Raw genomic sequence first — 17,488 nt, 5'->3', positions numbered from 1 at the left:
ACCTGAACCGATGTCTGCCTCATTTGCAGAACCGGTAGCATCTCTTATGGTGCAGGCAGCTCCTTTGGATTGTTATGGTGTACGCGCAGTCTGGTTTTCCTGGGAGATCGGGGATGGCACTCTGGCCGGCCTGGTGCTGCAACTGGGGGAACATGACGGGGTGCGCCATGCAGTGGCATCACGCTTTCAGAACAGGCGTGAGCATGATGAATATCTTGAAGAGATCAATGCAGAAGAGGGTCTTTATCCGGTACGTTTCGATTATGCGGTCAATCTGCTACGGGATGCGCTGCAACAAAGTATTGAGTGCAGCTTCTATCTGCCGCCAGACCTGTATGCCTGCCGCTATCTGTTTGCTGCAACAGATCTGCGCCCGGCAGACTATATACCTGGTTTCCCGGTGGAACTGCTTGATGGCTTGATTGATCGAATGAGCTCACTGCTGACTGGCTGCGAAGAGTTGCTGGATGAACCGTTTTTTGAAGGCTGGCTTTTTACTGATCCGCTGATATATGAGCTTGCAGAAGGGTGCGGCACAGTGCCACTGGGTAGCTGTTCTGATGCGGCACAACAGCTGGTCATTGAGCGTTTCTGTGCGGAGCTGATCGAACCGGATAAACCGTCACTGCTACGTCGGCTGCTGTTAACTGCGGATTTTATGGTACAAACCGATTGTCGCAAGCGCGCTGTGCAGAAGGTGCTGGCTTTGGGGTTGAGTCTGGCAGGATCGGCAGTACCCCTGAGTCGGCATCCATTTATCAACCGCTTGGGTTTTGACAGTATTGAAATGGCTCGTCAGGCTCTGGTCGAAGGATTTGATCCACGTAAAAATCAGATCAACAATGATGACGAGGAGTGGGAATGAAGATCGGGGTGATCGGAGCAGGTAGCTGGGGTACTGCCCTTGCCAATGTGGTTGCAGCGAATGGTCACGACACGACGCTGTGGGCCTACGAGCCGGAGCTGGTGTCGGGCATGACCGCAACCAGAATCAATCATCTCTTTTTACCCGGTATTGAACTACACTCTGCACTGCAGTACACCGGCAGCCTTGCAGAGGCGGTACAAGGTGCTGAGCTGGTGTTACTGGTAACGCCAACTCAGGTTATGCGTGGAGTACTTAGCAGCCTGATGCCTGAAATCAGGTCTTCTACGGTATTGGCCAGTGCTTCTAAAGGGATTGAACTGGGTACGCTCTGTACCGTATCGCAGATATGTTCGCAGGTGCTGGGAAACTCGATACAAGAGCGCTTTGTTGCCCTGTCCGGTCCTACGTTTGCAAAAGAAGTTGCCCTTGGCCTGCCGTCTCTGATCGTTGCCGGATCAGTCAATCAGGCTGCTGCCCATAAGGTTCAGGCTGCCTTTAGTAATCCAGTCTTCCGGGTCTATACAAGCGACGATGCCATCGGTGTTGAGCTGGGTGGCGCGGTTAAGAACGTGATAGCCATTGCAGCCGGTATCAGTGATGGGCTGGGATTTGGCCATAATACCAGGGCCGCCTTGATTACCCGTGGTCTGGCAGAGATGAAACGCCTGGGGCGGGCCATGGGGGCCCAGGATGCGACCTTTGCCGGCCTGGCAGGCATGGGTGACCTGGTACTGACCTGTACCGGGGATCTTTCCCGAAACCGTACAGTGGGGGTCAAACTGGGACAGGGACAGACGTTAGAGGCGATCATGGCAGAAATGCTGATGGTGGCAGAGGGGGTTAAATCAGCTGAATCAGTTAATGCCCTGGCCCAGCGTCTGGGCGTGGAAATGCCGATTACCCAGAAGGTGTATGAAATACTCTATGGCAATAAACCAGCCCGGCAGGCCGTGCTGGAGCTGATGTCCCGTGATCTGAAACCGGAACAGGCCTGACCTGCCGGTACGTTGGCCTGTTGTTTGCCCGATTCGGTTAGCAGACCTGCGTCCTGCAGTAGATCAACAATTGTCCAGACCCCGCCTAACACCACAATCACGCCACCCACAAAAAGTATCGGTTCCATGAAAAACCCCCATGTATTGGTGAGATAACCATAGCATAGGGGGATGACAGGAAATGTCGTTTTCAAAATATTGGTTGTATCAGGGTTCGCCCTGTTCTGCATCGCCGGAAAGCAGCACAATGTCAACGCGGCGGTTCTTGGCCCGGCCTTCAGTGGTGGTGTTTTCAGTCGTGGGACGGAACTCTCCGTACCCGGTTGCAGACAGTTTACCTGGCTCAACATTGTAATTCTTCTGCAGATAGCGCAGCACATTGGTGGCACGGGAGACTGACAGCTCCCAATTAGAAGGGAATACAGGGGTATTGATAGGAATATTGTCGGTATGGCCTTCAACCCGTAATGGGTTAGAATACTCGGTCATTACCTCAAGAATTGTGTTTAACAACTGGTACCCTGCCGGTTTGATGACTGCAGAGCCGGAATCAAAAAAACCGGCCTCCTTCAGGCTGACCACCAGGCCGCGGCGGGTAATCCCGATGCTCACCTTGTTTTGGGCACCATGCTTGATCAGATAGGCCTCAATGGCAGACTGGATCTCTTTAAACTCCTTTTCTTCTGCCTTGCCTTTACCGCGTCCCTTGTCCATACCACCTTGTCGCGGACCAGCAGGTGGCATCTTGTTGACCATAGGAATTACAGCCATTTCTGGCTTTATGGCAGGTATGGGTTTTATATCTTGAGATTGCAGTACACCTTTTTGACCGGCAGCAGCCTGGGTGGAATAGCCGAATGACTCCCGCATGGAAGCTGCCACCTCTTCAACCTTTTTCTTGTCGGTCTGGGACATGGCGTACATGGTAACAAACACGGCGAACAGCAGGGTAATGAAGTCAGCGTAGGAAACCAGCCAGCGTTCGTGGTTCGCGTGCTTTTCAGGCTCTTTTTTCAGCGCCACGTCAGAGGCTCCTAGTGCTCTTCACCGGCAAAAGCCTTCAGCTTCTGCTCGATAAAGTGCGGGTTTTCACCGTTTTGAATGGCAATCAGACCCTCAACGATCATGACCCGCCGGAGCACCTCTTCCTTCATCCTGATTTTGAGTTTAGCACCCATCGGAAGACAGATGATGTTGGCGGTCATCAGACCGTAGATGGTGGCAACGAAGGCGGCCGCAATACCGGCGCCAAGTTTTGAGGTATCAGACAAGTTACCCATAACGTGGATCAAGCCAAGCACAGCGCCGATAATACCGATGGTGGGAGAGTAGCCGCCTGCTGCTTCGTAAAATTCAACGGAGTGCTTCTTGTGATCTTCATAGGCCATGATTTCGGCCTCAAGTGTCTCGCGTAGTTTTTGAGGGTCAATACCGTCTACCACCAGTGAGATTCCCTTCTTAATGAAAGGGTCTTTAGCGTTTTGTGCCTCCTGTTCAAGGGAGATCAGACCGTTACGGCGGGCCTTGGTGGCGTAACCGATAATATCCTTGACCACCGCCTCCGGATCAACCTTTGGTGGCAGAAATACGGTTTTTGCATCTTTAAAACCGTTAATACAGGCCTTAAGCGGAAAAGAGATAAAAACGGCTCCAAAGGTGCCCCCCAGCACGATCAAGGCAGAGGTGGGTGAGATCAGGGCGCCGATATGCACACCTTCCAGCACGGCACCACCAAACACAGCGCCAAAACCGAGTATAAGGCCAATTATTGTTGCTAAATCCATAGATCAGGTATCCTGGCGGTGAAGTGGCTGCAGTGTTGTTCTGTGGTCAGGGGCAGAGAGATGGTGCTCACTCTCGGTGCGATGATACTGGGTATTGCGCTGGCGACGCAGGTAGGCGAGGCCATTGGGAACAGCACTGGAACGACGCAGTATCTTTGTCCTGAAGGCAATGATCCGGTTCAGGATGACCTGGCAATGCTCACGCACCAGAATATGATGGCCATTAAACAGGGTAATGACCGTGTCCGGGGTCTCTTCCACGCTTACGATATGGTCAGGGTTAAGAAACATACTTTGCCGGTCCAGGCGGGTGACCAAGATCATGTAATCCTCTAGATTTATTTTTCGCTAACAATATCAAACAACTGGATATGGTCAAGCTTTTTCGGCGGATGCTGCCGCAGGAGTAGTACACAATCAGTCGAGCATGGCATCTATCGCATCAAAACTTATATACTTTTCGGCAATTGAGTTAATAAGTTCAATCTTTTCCGTATCGTCAGGACCAATTTTTGAGACGTGCTCCCGCAGACGGTAATACACCTGAGAGGTCGTATCTTCGATTCTAATGTACGGAATGTTACTATCTTCCAGAATTCGCTGAGTAATTCCAGAGATAGGTGCGTGGCCTGCAACGATCAGCCCTGCCAGACGTTGACGAAATTCCGGGATATGGTGCAGCGACGAGGCGGTTACAATCAGTTCATCACGGGAGCTGGTCACAATCAGCAGAGTCGACTCCTCAAGGCTGTCAATGACCCGCTGGGATGAGGCAGCACCCAGTTGGATCGTATGGCAGATTCGGCTGCGATCAGTTGGGTCGCCATGCAGGGGAAGCTCCAGCAGCTCACCAACATGCTGCAGGGTTGGGTCTGCCAGAATGGGAGAATAGTCAAAGGCGCTGGTGACCAGCAAATCTTGACTTTGAAACGCCTTGGTCAGATAGGCCATGGAGCGCTCACGTTTTTCCGGCACCAGTTTGTTGGCCATGATGACCCGAACACTGGCCTGTTCCCGGGCATACAGGGCCAGATTCAGTTCCACCGCATCAATCACGTTGCCGATGCCGCCGCCGGTTACCATTAACACTGGTGCGCCCAGCATGGCAGCCACTTGGGCGTTGTTCACCCCTACCACGGAGCCAACACCACCGTGGCCGGCACCTTCAATGATCAGAAAATCAAGCTGTTGTTCCAGTTCCGCACAGGCCTTGAGGATCGCCTGTCGCGGTGCCTGTGGATCAACCTTGCCATCCAGAAACTGGCGGGTTGAGCCAGGGGTCAGCGTCATGGGGGACATTAGATGGGCAAACTCATCCATGTCAAACACGCTGGAAAACATGGCGGCATCCTTATCCATGGTCAGACCACGGTACTGGATGCATTTGGGGCCGATCGGCTTCATGAAACCAACCCTCTTATATTTTTGACGGGCCAGATGCATCAGCGAGAGTGAGATGGTGGTTTTGCCGCAATGCTGGCCGGTTGCGCCGATAAAGATCTTTCTACACATGCTTGAGCCCTCCCGGAGTTGGTTGATCCTGCAGCTCACATAACCCCATATAGCGATCACGTCCGTTATGGAAGCGGATAATCCGTACCCCCATACCGCTCTTTTTTACCAGATGAAACAGGTTCTGGGGCACCCGCTTGGCCCACATCACCCTGGCATCAAAAATAATCGGTTGGTCATCAATTAGTAGCTCAACCCTCAGAACCGTATTGGGGTTACAGACGTTGGCGGTTTTAATGAACATGCCCATGGGTGAAAGATCCTCAGTAAAGGCCCTTCTGCTACCAGCAGCATCTGTACCAAAGCAGATGGCGATCCGCTTCCGTTTCCGGGCTGTAATCCGTGTGCCTGCCATATGCAGTTATCCTCCAATCTGGTGAGTTACGCACAAGCATACCACACTATTGAAAAACTGCATCTTTGCACAGTCTGCCAGCTGCCGTACAGGGGAGAATACCGTTGACAATTAACGGTGAATCCACTAGGTTTGGCCCAGTTCTTTATGATTAAGCATGTAAACCGCTAGGGGAGTTTCGACTGAGAGCAGCAATTGGCTGCGACCCTTGGAACCTGATCCGGGTAATTCCGGCGGAGGGAAGCGGCTGATTTTGAGAAGAGTATCAAATTCCGAATCGCCGCCCCTGTAGCTACAGAGGCGGCTTTTTTATTTTGCGGGAGGAAAATGCCATGCAGGTGAGTATCAATGGAGAATTACGGCAACTTATTGATGGCTGTACCGTCAAACAGATGCTGGAAGAGCTGCAGATTCCGGCTACACGAGTAGCGGTAGAGCTTAATCTGGAGATCGTTCCCAGGGCAGATTTCGCCGAGCGGACCGTGCAGGATGGGGACAAAATCGAGATAGTCCACTTTGTAGGGGGAGGATAGCGAGGTCCATAGTGATTAATTTTTCACTTTATCTGATCACTGATCGTCACCAGACTGCAGGCAGGCCGCTTTTGGACGTGGTTGAGGCTGCGCTTGAAGGTGGTGTGCGGGCAGTACAGTTACGGGAAAAAGATCTGCCCCCGGCTGAGCTGTATGAACTGGCCTGGGAAATGCGGGCACTGACGGCTCGGTATGATGCCCGTTTGCTGATTAATGAACGGATTGATATTGCCCTGGCAGTTGAGGCTGATGGTGTCCAGCTAGGGGTTACCTCCATGCCGGTTACGGCAGCCAGGCGGATCGCACCTGAACTTTTGATCGGCTACTCCAGTCACGGGGTAGGCGAGGCGGTCGCAGCCCTGGCCAAGGGGGCGGATTTTGTCACCTTTGGGCCGATCTTTCATACCCCTTCCAAGGCTTCCTATGGCCAACCGGTGGGGCTGGGAGAGCTGGAGCGGGTTTGTCGGCAGGCGGTCGGTGATCTGGTTTTTGCCCTGGGGGGGATTAAACGCGAAAATATAGAACAGGTAACCGCTGCAGGCTGTTACCGGGTGGCGTTGATCTCGGATATTCTGGCAGCGCCAGATCCCGCTGCTGCTGCCGAGGCATTCCGGCGCGGATTGCAATAGGCTTAAAACTCTGGGCTCACCAGCCCACTACTGAAAGGTACACCTATGGATGAACTTATCATCGCTAACCGTTCTTTCCGCTCCCGCTTAATGGTGGGTACCGGGAAATTTGCTTCCAACTCTGAAATGGCCACCACCATCGCTGCATCCGGAGCGGAAATCGTTACGGTTGCTCTGCGCCGTGTCAACATTGACGACCACCAGGATGATTTGCTCAATCATATTGACCGTACGACCTACCTGCTTCTGCCTAACACCAGTGGTGCCCGTGATGCCGAAGAGGCCATCAGACTTGCCCGCCTGTCCAAAGCCGCTGGCTGCGGGCCCTGGATCAAGTTGGAGGTAACACCCGATCCTTACTATTTGTTGCCTGATCCTGTCGAAACACTGAAAGCAGCAAAAATATTGGTTAAAGAGGGCTTCATCGTGCTGCCCTACATCAACGCTGATCCCGTGCTGGCTAAGCACCTGCAAGAGGTAGGCGTTGCTACCGTCATGCCTTTGGGCGCCCCCATCGGCTCTAATAAAGGGCTAAAAACACGGGACAGCATCGCCATAATTATCGAGCAGGCAATTGTGCCGGTGGTTGTTGATGCTGGTCTGGGAGCACCATCACACGCTGCCGAAGCAATGGAGCTCGGGGCCGACGCGGTAATGGTCAACACAGCCATCTCTGTTGCCGGTAATCCGGCCCTCATGGCGACCGCCTTTAGCCAGGCTGTTATCGCCGGACGGAATGGGTATCTGGCGGGGCTCGGCAAAGAACAGAACAAAGCCGTCGCATCCAGCCCGCTCACCGGCTTTTTGCACGAGGAACAATCATGAGTTTTGCAGATGAAATGGTACGTTACCCCGTAGAACAAATCCTGGAGCAGATGTCCACGACCACGGCGAGCCGCGTGGAGCAAGCCCTGGCTGCCGAGCGGATAAACGAGCGCGACCTGATAACCCTGTTATCACCAGCCGCTGAACCATATATTGAAGCCATGGCGCAAAAAGCTCATCAGATAACCAGGCAGCGTTTTGGCAACACCATCCAGCTGTATACGCCGATGTATTTATCTAACGAGTGCAACAATGGCTGTAAATACTGTGGATTTAACGCCAACAACAACATTCCCCGCGTCACCCTTACCCCTGCCGAGATTGAACAAGAAGCACTGCTCATACGTAATTACGGCTTTCGTTCAATTTTGCTCCTTACTGGTGAGCACCCCAAAAAGGCTGATAACAACTACCTGGCTGCGGCAGTAAAGCAGATAAGGCCACTCTTTAGTTCCATCAGCATTGAGGTCTACCCCATGGATACTGAAGGCTATCAGCAAATGGTTGCCGCTGGTGTCGATGGATTAACCATCTATCAGGAAACCTATGATCGCGCCCTCTATAAACAGCTGCACCCTTTTGGCAAAAAAAGTGATTATACGTGGCGCATTGAGGCGCCTGACCGTGCCGGGCAAGCAGGTCTGCGGCGCATAGGCGTTGGAGCTTTACTGGGGCTTGGCCCCTTTGCAACAGAAGCATTTTACACCGGTTTTCACGCATATTACCTGGCCCGCCACTACTGGCGCAGTCAAGTCAGCATCTCCTTTCCGCGTATTCGCCCTGCCGATGGTGGTTTTGACCCCATTAACCCGGTTAGTGACAAACAGCTGGTGCAGATGGTGTGTGCCATGCGCCTGCTCATCCCTGACGCCGGTCTATTCCTCTCCACCCGTGAAAATGCCAGGCTGCGCGACAGTTTAATGCGCCTCGGCATCACCCACATGAGTGCCGGATCTTGTACTGCACCTGGTGGCCACGCCAACAAAGGTGAGCACACTGAGCAGTTTGTCATCGATGATGATCGGACACCGGAACAGATGAGTGCTATGATCCGTGCACAAGGCTATGAAGCGGTCTGGAAAGACTGGGATAGCGCATTTTTAAACGCAAGTACCGTATAACGAGGCACTAACAGAGCAGTGGACGTTCTGGAGCGGTTATCCTCCCGGATCAGCATCCAGCGCCTCTATGGTTCATCGCCAATAGAGATCAGGGTCGCCCCACAATGGGGTTTAGAGAATAATCAGATCTGGTATGCTGTGCTGAACGAACTGAAACGCCGCGACAGTTGACAGGGGTGCAAAGAAACTCGTCGCGGTTAGTTGCTACGACCGATGGTAAAGGACAGAATGATGATTCTGTCCTTTTTGTTTGTGTGGCAATTGCCGGACTCATTTGTTATAAAGTTTAGGCGTTTACCGATGTTATCCATGTGCAACAGCATATACACAACCCGGCTTTTAAAGCGGTCGAATTCGACCGCTTTATGTACGAGGCCGGTAGCAATTCTTTTGTACTTTCACCGCAGCGCTGGATCGAAGGTCAGCCGATGATTGGAGGCAAAAAATGACCGCACAACAACTCGTCAAGCTGGCTGTCTTTGAAGGCAAACAGATCCGTAAAACCATCCATAATGGTGAGTGGTGGTTTGCAATTATTGATGTTGTTGAGGTTTTAACCGAAAGCTCTCTGCCTAAGAGATATTAGAGCGATCTCAAAAAAAGCTGACATCTTAGGGGGTTAGCGAAGCGTACGATAAAATCGTACGGTTGAAAGTTCGATGGCAAAAAACGTGATACCGATTGCGCCAACACGGAAGGAATGTTCCGCATCATCCAGTCTATTCCCTCCCCCAAGGCAGAGCCGTTTAAACGCTGGCTGGCGCAGGCGGGGTAGTCAGCAAGCAGAATTTTCTTCCCAAAGAGCTTGCAGATGATGCGGAAATGAACCCATAAAGATCATTTTGCGCATGAGCGGTTATAGCCGATAGCGTTGCATTACAGGAGGAACAACCATGTCCAAAGTCTTTTTTGCCGATATGCGTGCCAGCCACAAAGAGAACCTGTTTGACAAGATCAGCAAGCTGCTAACTATGTGCGGTCTGGCGCAGCGGGTCACAGAAGGGGATCTGACTGCGATCAAGATCCACTTTGGTGAAAAGGGGAATAGCGCCTTTATCCGGCCGATCTTTGCCCGCCGGGTTGTGGATGAGCTGAAGAAGCTGGGAGCCAAACCGTTTCTGACCGATTCTTCCACCCTGTATCCCGGTGAGCGGAAAGAGGCGATCTCTGCCCTGGCCTGTGGCATTGAGAACGGCTTTGCCTATGCCGTGGTCAATGCGCCTTTGATCATCAGTGATGGTCTGCGGGGTGTGACCGAGACCACGGTGCCGGTACAAGGCGAGCTGCTCAAAGAGGTCTACATCGGCACGGAGATTGTTGAGGCTGATGCACTGGTTGCCCTCTCTCACTTCAAGTGCCATGAGCTGACCGGTTTTGGCGGTGCCATCAAGAACCTGGGCATGGGCTGCGCCAGTCGCAAGGGTAAGCTGGTGCAGCATTCCACCGTGGCACCGGTGGTGGCGGCCAAGCACTGTACCGGTTGCGGCCTCTGCATCCGGGCCTGTGCCCATGATGCGATCCAGATTGTGGATGGGGTGGCGCTGATTGACGCGGCCAGATGTGCTGGCTGTTCCCGCTGTATCACGGTCTGTCCCACCAAGGCGGTGGCGATCCAGTGGAATGAGGCTGCTGACCTGGTGATGAAGAAGATGGCTGAGTATGCCAGCGGTGCGGTTGCCAACAAACAGGGCAAGACGGTCTATCTCAACTTTATCACCCAGGTCTCACCGGCCTGTGACTGCTATGGCCACTGCGATGCGCCGATTGTGAATGATATCGGCATCTGTGCCTCCATTGATCCGGTGGCGCTGGATCAGGCCTGCGCGGATCTGGTCAACAATGCCCGTGGTAATCAGGATTCTGCCCTCAAGAGCGGTCATGAGCCGGGAGGTGACAAGTTTCGAGGCTGCTGGCCTGAGATTCCTTGGCAGGTTCAGCTTGAACATGGGGAAAAGGTGGGATTGGGCAGTCGAACCTATCAATTGATCCGGTTATAGGAAATAATCACCTTTTAGAGGGGCGTTGCTTGCGCCCCTTCTTCGTTCTGTTAGAATAGAACACTGATGTTGCATAGCGGTGGGCTTACAAAAGATCAGCCATGAACCGCCACCACTGTTATTGTGCTGTTTGCCTTAGATCTTGCTAAGCAGGAAGTGTCCCATGGTTTTCAACAGCTTCCGACATAAGCTGATTCTTGCCTTCAGCCTGTTTATTACGGCGCTGTTGGCAGGCATTGCCTGGGGAACCTATACCTGGTTCAAGTATCAGACCCAGCAGATGGTTTTCCGTGAGCAGTTTGCCATGGTCTCTTCTCTGGCCCGGGGATTGGATGACAAGATCCTGTCTGCCCATAATGCCCTGACCGCTGTTGCCAAGGTGGCGCCTGTCTCCTCAGTCAATAATCACCAACAGATGCAGGCCTGGCTGGATAACCGCACCGGTATCCGTTCCATCTTTAACCATGGCCTGTTTTTATTTGATATTTCAGGTGTATTGATCGCAAACTCCCCCCGCACGCACCAGCTGATCGGCACCTCCTACGCCTTTCGGCCCTATTTTCAGGATACCCTGAAAAGCGGCAAACCGGTTATTGCCCAGCCATTCATATCATCGGTCAATGGTTCTCCGGTCATAGCCATGACCGCACCGATCCATGACCAGCAGGGGCGGATGGTGGCCATCATGGCAGGCCTGATTGATCTCCGCAGTGACAGTGGCTTTTTTCACGAAATGAGCCGGGTCAGGGTCGGCAGTTCAGGCTATCTGTATCTGTTTGGGCCGGACCGGACCATCATCCTGCACCCTGACCCCAGCCGGATCATGAAACGGGATGTACCCAAAGGCTCCAATAAGCTGTTTGACCGTGCCATTAACGGATTTGAAGGCGCGGGCGAGACCGTGAACAGCCGGGGCAGACATTTTCTGGCTGCCTTTAAACGCCTTCACTCAACCAACTGGATTCTGGCCTCCAACTTTCCGATTGAAGAAGCCTATGCGCCGATCACCCGTTTCAGGACGATCTATCTCTGGGGCATGGCGGCGGTTGTGCTGTTAAGTGTTGCTGCGGCCTGGTTGCTGGGGCAAACCATTACCCGTGGAATCACCAGCCTGGCTGGACAGGTGCGTAATCTAAACACGCAAACCGGAGTGATTTCGCAGATTAAGATACAGGGTGATGATGAGCTGAAGCTGCTTGCCGATTCGTTTAATGAACTGCTGGAAGGGGTTGAAAAGCGGGAGCAAAAGCTGTTGGACTTCTCAGTTACCATGGAGCAGAAGAATGTGGAGCTGGGCATGGCGCTTGCCATGGCAGAAGAAGCCACCAAGGCTAAAAGTGCCTTTCTGGCAACCATGAGCCACGAAATCCGTACCCCGATGAACGGGGTGATCGGCATGACCGGTCTGCTGCTGGACACGGAGCTGTCTGAAGAACAGCGCAGGTATGCGGAGATTGTGCGTAGAAGTGGTGAGAATCTGCTTGATATCATCAATGATATCCTTGATTTTTCAAAGATTGAGGCGGCCCGGCTTGAGCTGGAAAAGATGCCGTTTGATCTGCGGATGACCCTGGAGGATACGGTTGAACTGCTTGTGCAGCGTAGTGCAGACAAGGGGCTTGAGCTGGTCTGCCTGATTGATCAGGATATTCCCTGGGAACTGGTGGGGGATCCGGGAAGGTTGCGTCAGGTTATATTAAATCTGACCGGTAATGCCGTTAAATTTACGGAACAGGGTGAGGTTACTATCTGGGCTGATCTGGAAAGCTCTACAGCAGATCAGGTAACTATCCGTTTTCCAGTGCAGGACACCGGCATCGGTATACCGGAGCACCGTCTGGAAGCGGTCTTTGCCCCCTTTACCCAGGTGGACGGCTCCACTACCCGCAGGTTTGGCGGCACCGGCCTGGGGCTTGCCATCTGTAAGCAGTTGGTGGAGCTGATGGGCGGAGAGATAGGGGTAACCAGTCAGGAGGGAAGAGGCTCCTGTTTCTGGTTTACGGCCAGTTTTGCTGCTGTGGCCGAGCCATCTGACGTTGAACCACGTTTTGCGGCAATTGATGATCTGCACCTGCTGGTGGTGGATGACAATGACTCAAATCGCCAACTACTGATTACCCTGCTTTCCGGCTGGGGCTGCCGTTACGACACGGCCGGTAATGGTCAGACTGCCATGGGACTGCTGCAGGAGTATCAGGCTTCAGGAGACCCGTTTCAGGTGGTCTTGATCGATGCGGTCATGCCTGAGATGGATGGACTGACTCTGGCAGGCCTCATTCGTCAAAACCCGTCGCTGTCAGAAACCAAGCTGGTGTTACTCAGTACGCTGGGGGTCAGGGGAGAAGCTGCGGAGCTGCATCAAGCCGGTTTTGCAGCCTGGCTGACCAAGCCGATCCGCCAGCAACAGTTGCATGACTGCCTTTCGTTGCTGGTTGGTCGAACGAGCTCACCGCACGGGTCTATGGACGGCTTAATCACCCGGCATACGGTCCGGGAACTGCAGCGGCACAGCACCACCATCCTGCTGGCAGAAGATAATCCGGTGAACCAGGCGGTTGCAATGGCCATGCTGCAGAAGCTTGGCTACCGGGCTGATGTGGTTGCAAACGGACATGAAGTGCTGGAGGCGCTGACACGTATTAACTATGACCTGGTGCTGATGGATTGTCAGATGCCGGAGTTGGATGGCTTTGAAGCAACTGCGCTGATTCGCAGTGCTTCTTCTGCTGTGCAGAATCATGACGTGCCGGTTATTGCCATGACCGCCAATGCCCTGGCCGGTGATCGGGAGCGCTGCATCAAGGCCGGCATGAATGATTATCTTTCCAAACCGGTGAAACAAAAGGAGCTGGAGCAGACTTTGATCAGGTGGCTGTCCATTGCTGAGAGTGGACCGGTTGTGCTGTTGGATGCCGCGCCAGTTTTGTCACAGCCGGATGCCGGGGAGCAGTTGCAGCTCTTTGACGAACAGGAACTGCTGGATCGCCTGGGTGACAATCATCCCTTGTTACTGGAGATCATTAGTATGGCCTGCGCTGACTTGCCGCTCAGACAGCAGCAGATGCAGCTGGCGGTCACTGCAGAAGATCGCGTCGCACTGAGGCATGCCGCCCATATCATTAAGGGAGTGGCAGCTAATCTGGCTGCCTACCGGTTGCAGCAGGTGGCTGGCCAGCTTGAAGATCAGGTTGAAAATGCTACCTTTGCTCAGTTGCAGCTGCTGGTTACTCAGGTTACCGGGCAGGTGACTGTACTGGTGGAACTGTTGTCAAAAAAACAGGCAACCGTTTGATTATTCAGGTCTTATGTGGTATTGTCAGTACGCTATGAGGAATACTGACCACAAACGTATCCATTTTTTCTGTTGTTTGCTGTTACTGCTCTGCAGCTTGCTACAACAGATTGTGCCCTCAAACTCCCATGCACAATCGCTCTGCCCTACGTGCCCTGCAGTGCAGGACTGTGATCATACAGATCACCAGAGTAATGGCGAGAATAATGCCGATATTGAGGATGATGACGGGGCTGTTTTGCTCCCGCATGTACCGCTATTCTTTGACCTGCATGCCACAATACCCCTCCAGCTATCCCCTCCCTTTCAAGCCATAGCCAGACTGCTTTTTACACCACCGGAATAGGCGACTGTCCGTATCGACTATTCTCCCGTGTAGTGTTTATTCAATTTCCGGTGACGTAAAAGGTATCCAGATCATGAGTATTGAGCGTTGTCAAAATCCTGATTGTAATCAGCGTATTGAAGTAATTGAGTTTGGTCATACCAGGCCAGCCCGGCCTGAACCCCGCAAGCTTGTCTGTCCCTATTGCGGTCATACTATCTATCGTAAAACCAGAGGTGCATTCATAGTAACCAAGCTGGAAGGGAGTTCATTATGCTACGCAAATGATAATGCGCTCTGCGGAGACTAGAAGCGATAACTTGCAGTCATGGTGACATTGCGTCCGTTTTCAGGGATGCGCGCAGTCGGGTTGAGCGGGTCGCGCTGGTAGTACAGTGGCATCACGTAACGGGCGTCAAAAAGGTTATTAAGGCTGACGGTCAGGGTAATCCCCTTGTAGCGTCCCCCCGCCTGCAGGTCAGTAACAGCGTAGCCGGGCATGGACGTTTCGTTCAGGGTCGTGTCAAAGCGGTTCTGCCTGGCCATCAGCGTCTGGTTGATACCGGCAAAGAGGTAACGATTATCGTACTTGATCCCCAGTCGCCCACGTAATGGCGGAATCTCCGCCAGAGGTCTGCTGCTCGTCTGGTTTTCCCCCTCGCTGTAGGAAAGCATGGCAGAAAATTTCAGGCCAGCAGGCAGCTGGACGGTACCTTCGCATTCCACGCCCCAGATGACAGCATCCAGGTTGGTGGTACTGCGTGCTTGGGGCAGGGTACCGCCAAGGCGTCTCGCCGGTAAAATAAAATTCGTTGCCTGGCCATAAAAGAAGGTCACGTCAGCGCGATGCCCGCCCATTGCCCAGCTGGCACCGGTGTCAATCTGATTGACCACGGTTTGTTGCAGAAACGGATTACTGACAATATTGCTGCCCTGTCTGATCTGGCCCATATACAGCTCGCTGGCATCGGGTATTCTGACGGCCCGCCCTCCCTTTAAAAACAGTTCCAGCTGCGGCAGTACCTTCCAGAACAGTTGGGCATTGGCGCTCCAATCGGCAAAATCACGTCCGGTCGGAACCCCCTGCCCAGGGTAATATGGTTGGTAGAGAGTCTGAATACGGTCCGGGGTCAGCCCATTGGCTTCAACCCGGCTGAAATCCCCTCTAACGGAAAGCACCGTTCGCACTGTGTCGGTTAGCGGGGTCTCATAGATTCCAAACATTCCCAGGTTACGGGTTGTCACATCCGGTAGCAGTGCTTGGTTATCGTAATACTGCCAGGGAGCTGTCCCCGGCTTCAAGAGCGCAGAATAGCTGCCGTTCCAGTCCCGGTGATAAAAATCAATCCCCTTTTTAAGTATGCCCGACCCCAGGGCAAGCTGCGATGCCAGTCTGCCACCTGTTGTGGTCGCATCAAACCGGTTGGAGGTGGCATAGCCACGGTTCAGAAAGGCGCGATAGGGCAGCGCGGTGTTGGCCGTATCCGAGGTTTCCCGCAATGAATCATCTAGCAGGGTCCGGGCCTGACTCCACCAGCCCTGCAGGCTTATTTCACGAATCAGGGGCGAGAGGTTACGCAGGGTAAGTCGTCCATTCAGCCGATGTACCTGTTCGTCCAGGACATCAATATTCTGGGTAGGAAACTTGATCTCACTACCCTGCACAAAGGCATAGGACAGCTCGAACCGGTTGTCCTTGGTGGGGCTGATTCCACCCTTCAGCCAAAAACTGTCCAGACGGTACATAGCCAGATCCTCGACGTCAGCACGATAATTGTTGTTGGCATTGGGATAGCGAGTACGAACCAGCGGCACGCCACCACCAGCTTCAGGCACCCCGGAAGAGCGGCCACGGTAGCCCGCACTAAAGTCTGCAAGCTGATTGCCGACAGCTACATACGCAGTTCCGTTCACCGCATCGTACGAACCATACGAAAAAGAGCTCATTGCGGAAAAACGTTTAGGGTTATCAGGAGAGCTTACCTCAATACTGCCACCTGTCCCACCGGGATAGGCCAGGTTGTAGGGGCCTTTGGTCACCACAATCTTGCTGATATCACTGTTGTTGACAATAAAAGGTGGGGCATCACTTCTGAAGGGTGTTGCTCCAAAATAAGGTGCTCCGTCAAAGGTGATCATCAGGTTTTCGCGCTGATACCCGCGGATAACAATGTTGGAAAGGGCACCTTTGTCAAATGAGTTCACGCCGGATTGACGTAATGTATCACGGGGGTCAGACGGCACAACAGAGCGGTTGGCGGGTTCATCGCCCAGGCAAAAATCCGGCGTTAGTGCCAGCAGTCCGCCAACAAGCAATAATCTGAACAGCTGTTTTCTGTATGTGTATGACTGTATCGGCATAATTACCCCTTGGTGAAATGGTCTGATGGTAAGACTATAGCTCAGCAATGAGGGGTTGCAAGCAAGCAATACCAGTGTTGAATATACATTATTTACTCTGGAAACAGTGGTTGATAGATGCTATATTGATAAAATTTTTAAGGAGTAGCTCATAAACCATGATCCGGTCCCGTTCCATGCTTTTACTGGCTGTCTGCCTGTTTTGTTTTCTGTTGTTGGGAAGCGGCCTTTCGCACGCTGCTGAACCGGCTAAAAATGAGTATGTACTGGGGGTTTTCCCCTTTCTTCCATCTGCTAACCTGGAAGGGATTTTTGCCCCGATAGCAGCTGAGATGTCCAAGGCGTTGGGGAAGCCGGTTCGATTGCGTCTGACCAGCAGTTACGGTACTTTTGTGCAGGCGTTGCAGGGCCAAACCTTTGATATTGTGCATATTCATCCCTTTGACTATCTCCAGTTCGGGCGCCAGAGGGGGTATCACCCTCTGGTGGCCAGATCTGAAGATCTTTTTGCCCTGTTTTCCGTAAAAAACGGTTCACCCATTGCAAAACTGTCTGATTTAAAAGGCAAGAGTCTTGGTACACCGCCAGCAACCGGCGCGGTAACCTATCTTGCGCTGGATGCGGTGCATCGGGCTGGACTCACCCCTGGCAAGGATCTGGCGGTGCGTAATTTCCCTAACCATCTTGCCTGTCTGCAGCAGCTGCAGATCGGCTCTGTTGATTCCTGCGCCACCAGTTCCGGTACCTTGAAGACCTTTGAATCCCAGTTTGGTTTGCCGCTCAAACGGATCGGACATTCCATCTCCATCCCCCACACCCTGTTTGCGGCGCACAGCCGAATTCCAGCCGCAGACCGGGAAATCATCAAAAAAACACTGCTTACCAGCTCAT

At 52.9% G+C, this 17,488-nt stretch carries 17 protein-coding genes, 2 pseudogenes and 1 riboswitch; of the genes and pseudogenes, 13 read left to right on the top strand and 6 right to left on the bottom strand.

The features are described 5' to 3' along the window. Both OEL57_RS06545 and OEL57_RS06540 read left to right on the top strand, forming a co-directional pair. A pseudogene (locus tag OEL57_RS06545) lies at positions 1-865 on the top strand (hypothetical protein); the annotation flags it as partial. Continuing rightward, positions 856-1,863: an NAD(P)H-dependent glycerol-3-phosphate dehydrogenase gene (locus tag OEL57_RS06540; protein WP_300738731.1), complete on the top strand. Its 1,008-nt coding sequence runs from the start codon at positions 856-858 to the stop codon at positions 1,861-1,863. The pseudogene OEL57_RS06545 and the gene OEL57_RS06540, both read left to right, overlap by 10 nt. 207 nt (positions 1,864-2,070) lie before the next feature. Here OEL57_RS06540 and OEL57_RS06535 read toward each other — a convergent pair whose 3' ends face one another. From OEL57_RS06535 to OEL57_RS06515, 5 genes are all read right to left on the bottom strand, one after another. Beyond that, positions 2,071-2,886 carry a flagellar motor protein MotB gene (locus tag OEL57_RS06535; RefSeq protein ID WP_300738729.1) on the bottom strand — a complete coding sequence of 272 codons (816 nt, stop codon included), beginning with the start codon at positions 2,884-2,886 and terminating at the stop codon, positions 2,071-2,073. Positions 2,887-2,897: 11 nt separating this feature from the next. Beyond that, entirely contained in the window at positions 2,898-3,647 is a 750-nt protein-coding gene (locus OEL57_RS06530) for a flagellar motor protein (protein WP_300738727.1), read from the bottom strand. 3 nt (positions 3,648-3,650) lie between these two features. Continuing rightward, positions 3,651-3,971, bottom strand: coding sequence for a flagellar FlbD family protein (locus OEL57_RS06525; RefSeq protein ID WP_300738724.1), 321 nt, complete (start codon positions 3,969-3,971; stop codon positions 3,651-3,653). Positions 3,972-4,064: 93 nt separating this feature from the next. Then, positions 4,065-5,159 carry an AAA family ATPase gene (locus OEL57_RS06520; RefSeq protein WP_300738720.1) on the bottom strand — a complete coding sequence of 365 codons (1,095 nt, stop codon included), beginning with the start codon at positions 5,157-5,159 and terminating at the stop codon, positions 4,065-4,067. Further along, entirely contained in the window at positions 5,152-5,514 is a 363-nt protein-coding gene (locus OEL57_RS06515; RefSeq protein WP_300738717.1) for a PilZ domain-containing protein, read from the bottom strand. The genes OEL57_RS06520 and OEL57_RS06515 overlap by 8 nt, the downstream gene beginning before the upstream one ends. Before the next feature lie 159 nt (positions 5,515-5,673). Beyond that, positions 5,674-5,773: riboswitch (TPP riboswitch) on the top strand. A 73-nt stretch (positions 5,774-5,846) separates the two neighbouring features. Here OEL57_RS06515 and thiS point away from each other — a divergent pair. The 10 genes and pseudogenes from thiS (at position 5,847) to OEL57_RS06470 (ending at position 14,546) form a co-directional block, all read left to right on the top strand. Then, positions 5,847-6,047: a sulfur carrier protein ThiS gene (thiS, locus tag OEL57_RS06510; RefSeq protein ID WP_300738714.1), complete on the top strand. Its 201-nt coding sequence runs from the start codon at positions 5,847-5,849 to the stop codon at positions 6,045-6,047. An 11-nt stretch (positions 6,048-6,058) separates the two neighbouring features. Further along, entirely contained in the window at positions 6,059-6,676 is a 618-nt protein-coding gene (gene thiE / locus OEL57_RS06505) for a thiamine phosphate synthase (protein ID WP_300738712.1), read from the top strand. A 45-nt stretch (positions 6,677-6,721) separates the two neighbouring features. After that, positions 6,722-7,501, top strand: a complete 780-nt coding sequence (locus OEL57_RS06500; protein ID WP_300738710.1) for a thiazole synthase — start codon at positions 6,722-6,724, stop codon at positions 7,499-7,501. Then, a complete protein-coding gene (gene thiH / locus OEL57_RS06495; RefSeq protein ID WP_300738708.1) occupies positions 7,498-8,622 on the top strand; it encodes a 2-iminoacetate synthase ThiH in 1,125 nt (374 codons plus the stop codon). The genes OEL57_RS06500 and thiH overlap by 4 nt, the downstream gene beginning before the upstream one ends. An 18-nt stretch (positions 8,623-8,640) precedes the next feature. Next, complete coding sequence (locus OEL57_RS06490; protein WP_414718505.1) at positions 8,641-8,793, top strand: hypothetical protein; 153 nt, start codon at positions 8,641-8,643, stop codon at positions 8,791-8,793. A 274-nt stretch (positions 8,794-9,067) separates the two neighbouring features. Continuing rightward, positions 9,068-9,208 carry a hypothetical protein gene (locus OEL57_RS06485; RefSeq protein ID WP_300738706.1) on the top strand — a complete coding sequence of 47 codons (141 nt, stop codon included), beginning with the start codon at positions 9,068-9,070 and terminating at the stop codon, positions 9,206-9,208. Positions 9,209-9,295: 87 nt separating this feature from the next. Beyond that, positions 9,296-9,397 (top strand): annotated as a pseudogene (locus OEL57_RS16980) (BRO family protein); the annotation flags it as partial. Positions 9,398-9,515: 118 nt separating this feature from the next. After that, positions 9,516-10,619 carry a DUF362 domain-containing protein gene (locus tag OEL57_RS06480; protein WP_300738704.1) on the top strand — a complete coding sequence of 368 codons (1,104 nt, stop codon included), beginning with the start codon at positions 9,516-9,518 and terminating at the stop codon, positions 10,617-10,619. 163 nt (positions 10,620-10,782) lie between these two features. Continuing rightward, the gene (locus OEL57_RS06475; RefSeq protein WP_300738701.1) at positions 10,783-13,911 is read left to right on the top strand and encodes a hybrid sensor histidine kinase/response regulator; all 3,129 of its coding nucleotides are present in this window, start codon (positions 10,783-10,785) and stop codon (positions 13,909-13,911) included. A gap of 419 nt (positions 13,912-14,330) precedes the next feature. After that, on the top strand, positions 14,331-14,546 hold the full coding sequence (locus OEL57_RS06470) for a hypothetical protein (protein ID WP_300738698.1): 216 nt from the start codon (positions 14,331-14,333) through the stop codon (positions 14,544-14,546). Here OEL57_RS06470 and OEL57_RS06465 read toward each other — a convergent pair. Continuing rightward, positions 14,543-16,597, bottom strand: coding sequence for a TonB-dependent receptor (locus OEL57_RS06465; protein ID WP_300738696.1), 2,055 nt, complete (start codon positions 16,595-16,597; stop codon positions 14,543-14,545). The two genes, OEL57_RS06470 and OEL57_RS06465, sit on opposite strands and share 4 nt — an antisense overlap. Positions 16,598-16,755: 158 nt before the next feature. Between OEL57_RS06465 and OEL57_RS06460 the strand changes: the two genes are divergently transcribed. Further along, positions 16,756-17,488: phosphate/phosphite/phosphonate ABC transporter substrate-binding protein (locus OEL57_RS06460; RefSeq protein WP_300738694.1), on the top strand; the 733-nt coding region annotated here is incomplete at its 3' end.

The organism is Trichlorobacter sp., assembly GCF_030247655.1.
Classification (GTDB): Bacteria; Desulfobacterota; Desulfuromonadia; order Geobacterales; family Pseudopelobacteraceae; genus Trichlorobacter.
This window is presented reverse-complemented; position numbering and strand designations above follow the sequence as displayed.

What these genes read in the sequence shown, in the direction of transcription:
- OEL57_RS06530 (WP_300738727.1), bottom strand. Translation starts at nt 3,647, where the DNA reads ATGGATTTAGCAACAATAATTGGCCTTATACTCGGTTTTGGCGCTGTG.
- OEL57_RS06525 (WP_300738724.1), bottom strand. Translation starts at nt 3,971, where the DNA reads ATGATCTTGGTCACCCGCCTGGACCGGCAAAGTATGTTTCTTAACCCT.
- OEL57_RS06520 (WP_300738720.1), bottom strand. Translation starts at nt 5,159, where the DNA reads ATGTGTAGAAAGATCTTTATCGGCGCAACCGGCCAGCATTGCGGCAAA.
- OEL57_RS06515 (WP_300738717.1), bottom strand. Translation starts at nt 5,514, where the DNA reads ATGGCAGGCACACGGATTACAGCCCGGAAACGGAAGCGGATCGCCATC.
- thiS (WP_300738714.1), top strand. Translation starts at nt 5,847, where the DNA reads ATGCAGGTGAGTATCAATGGAGAATTACGGCAACTTATTGATGGCTGT.
- OEL57_RS06500 (WP_300738710.1), top strand. Translation starts at nt 6,722, where the DNA reads ATGGATGAACTTATCATCGCTAACCGTTCTTTCCGCTCCCGCTTAATG.
- thiH (WP_300738708.1), top strand. Translation starts at nt 7,498, where the DNA reads ATGAGTTTTGCAGATGAAATGGTACGTTACCCCGTAGAACAAATCCTG.
- OEL57_RS06485 (WP_300738706.1), top strand. Translation starts at nt 9,068, where the DNA reads ATGACCGCACAACAACTCGTCAAGCTGGCTGTCTTTGAAGGCAAACAG.
- OEL57_RS06480 (WP_300738704.1), top strand. Translation starts at nt 9,516, where the DNA reads ATGTCCAAAGTCTTTTTTGCCGATATGCGTGCCAGCCACAAAGAGAAC.
- OEL57_RS06475 (WP_300738701.1), top strand. Translation starts at nt 10,783, where the DNA reads ATGGTTTTCAACAGCTTCCGACATAAGCTGATTCTTGCCTTCAGCCTG.
- OEL57_RS06470 (WP_300738698.1), top strand. Translation starts at nt 14,331, where the DNA reads ATGAGTATTGAGCGTTGTCAAAATCCTGATTGTAATCAGCGTATTGAA.
- OEL57_RS06465 (WP_300738696.1), bottom strand. Translation starts at nt 16,597, where the DNA reads ATGCCGATACAGTCATACACATACAGAAAACAGCTGTTCAGATTATTG.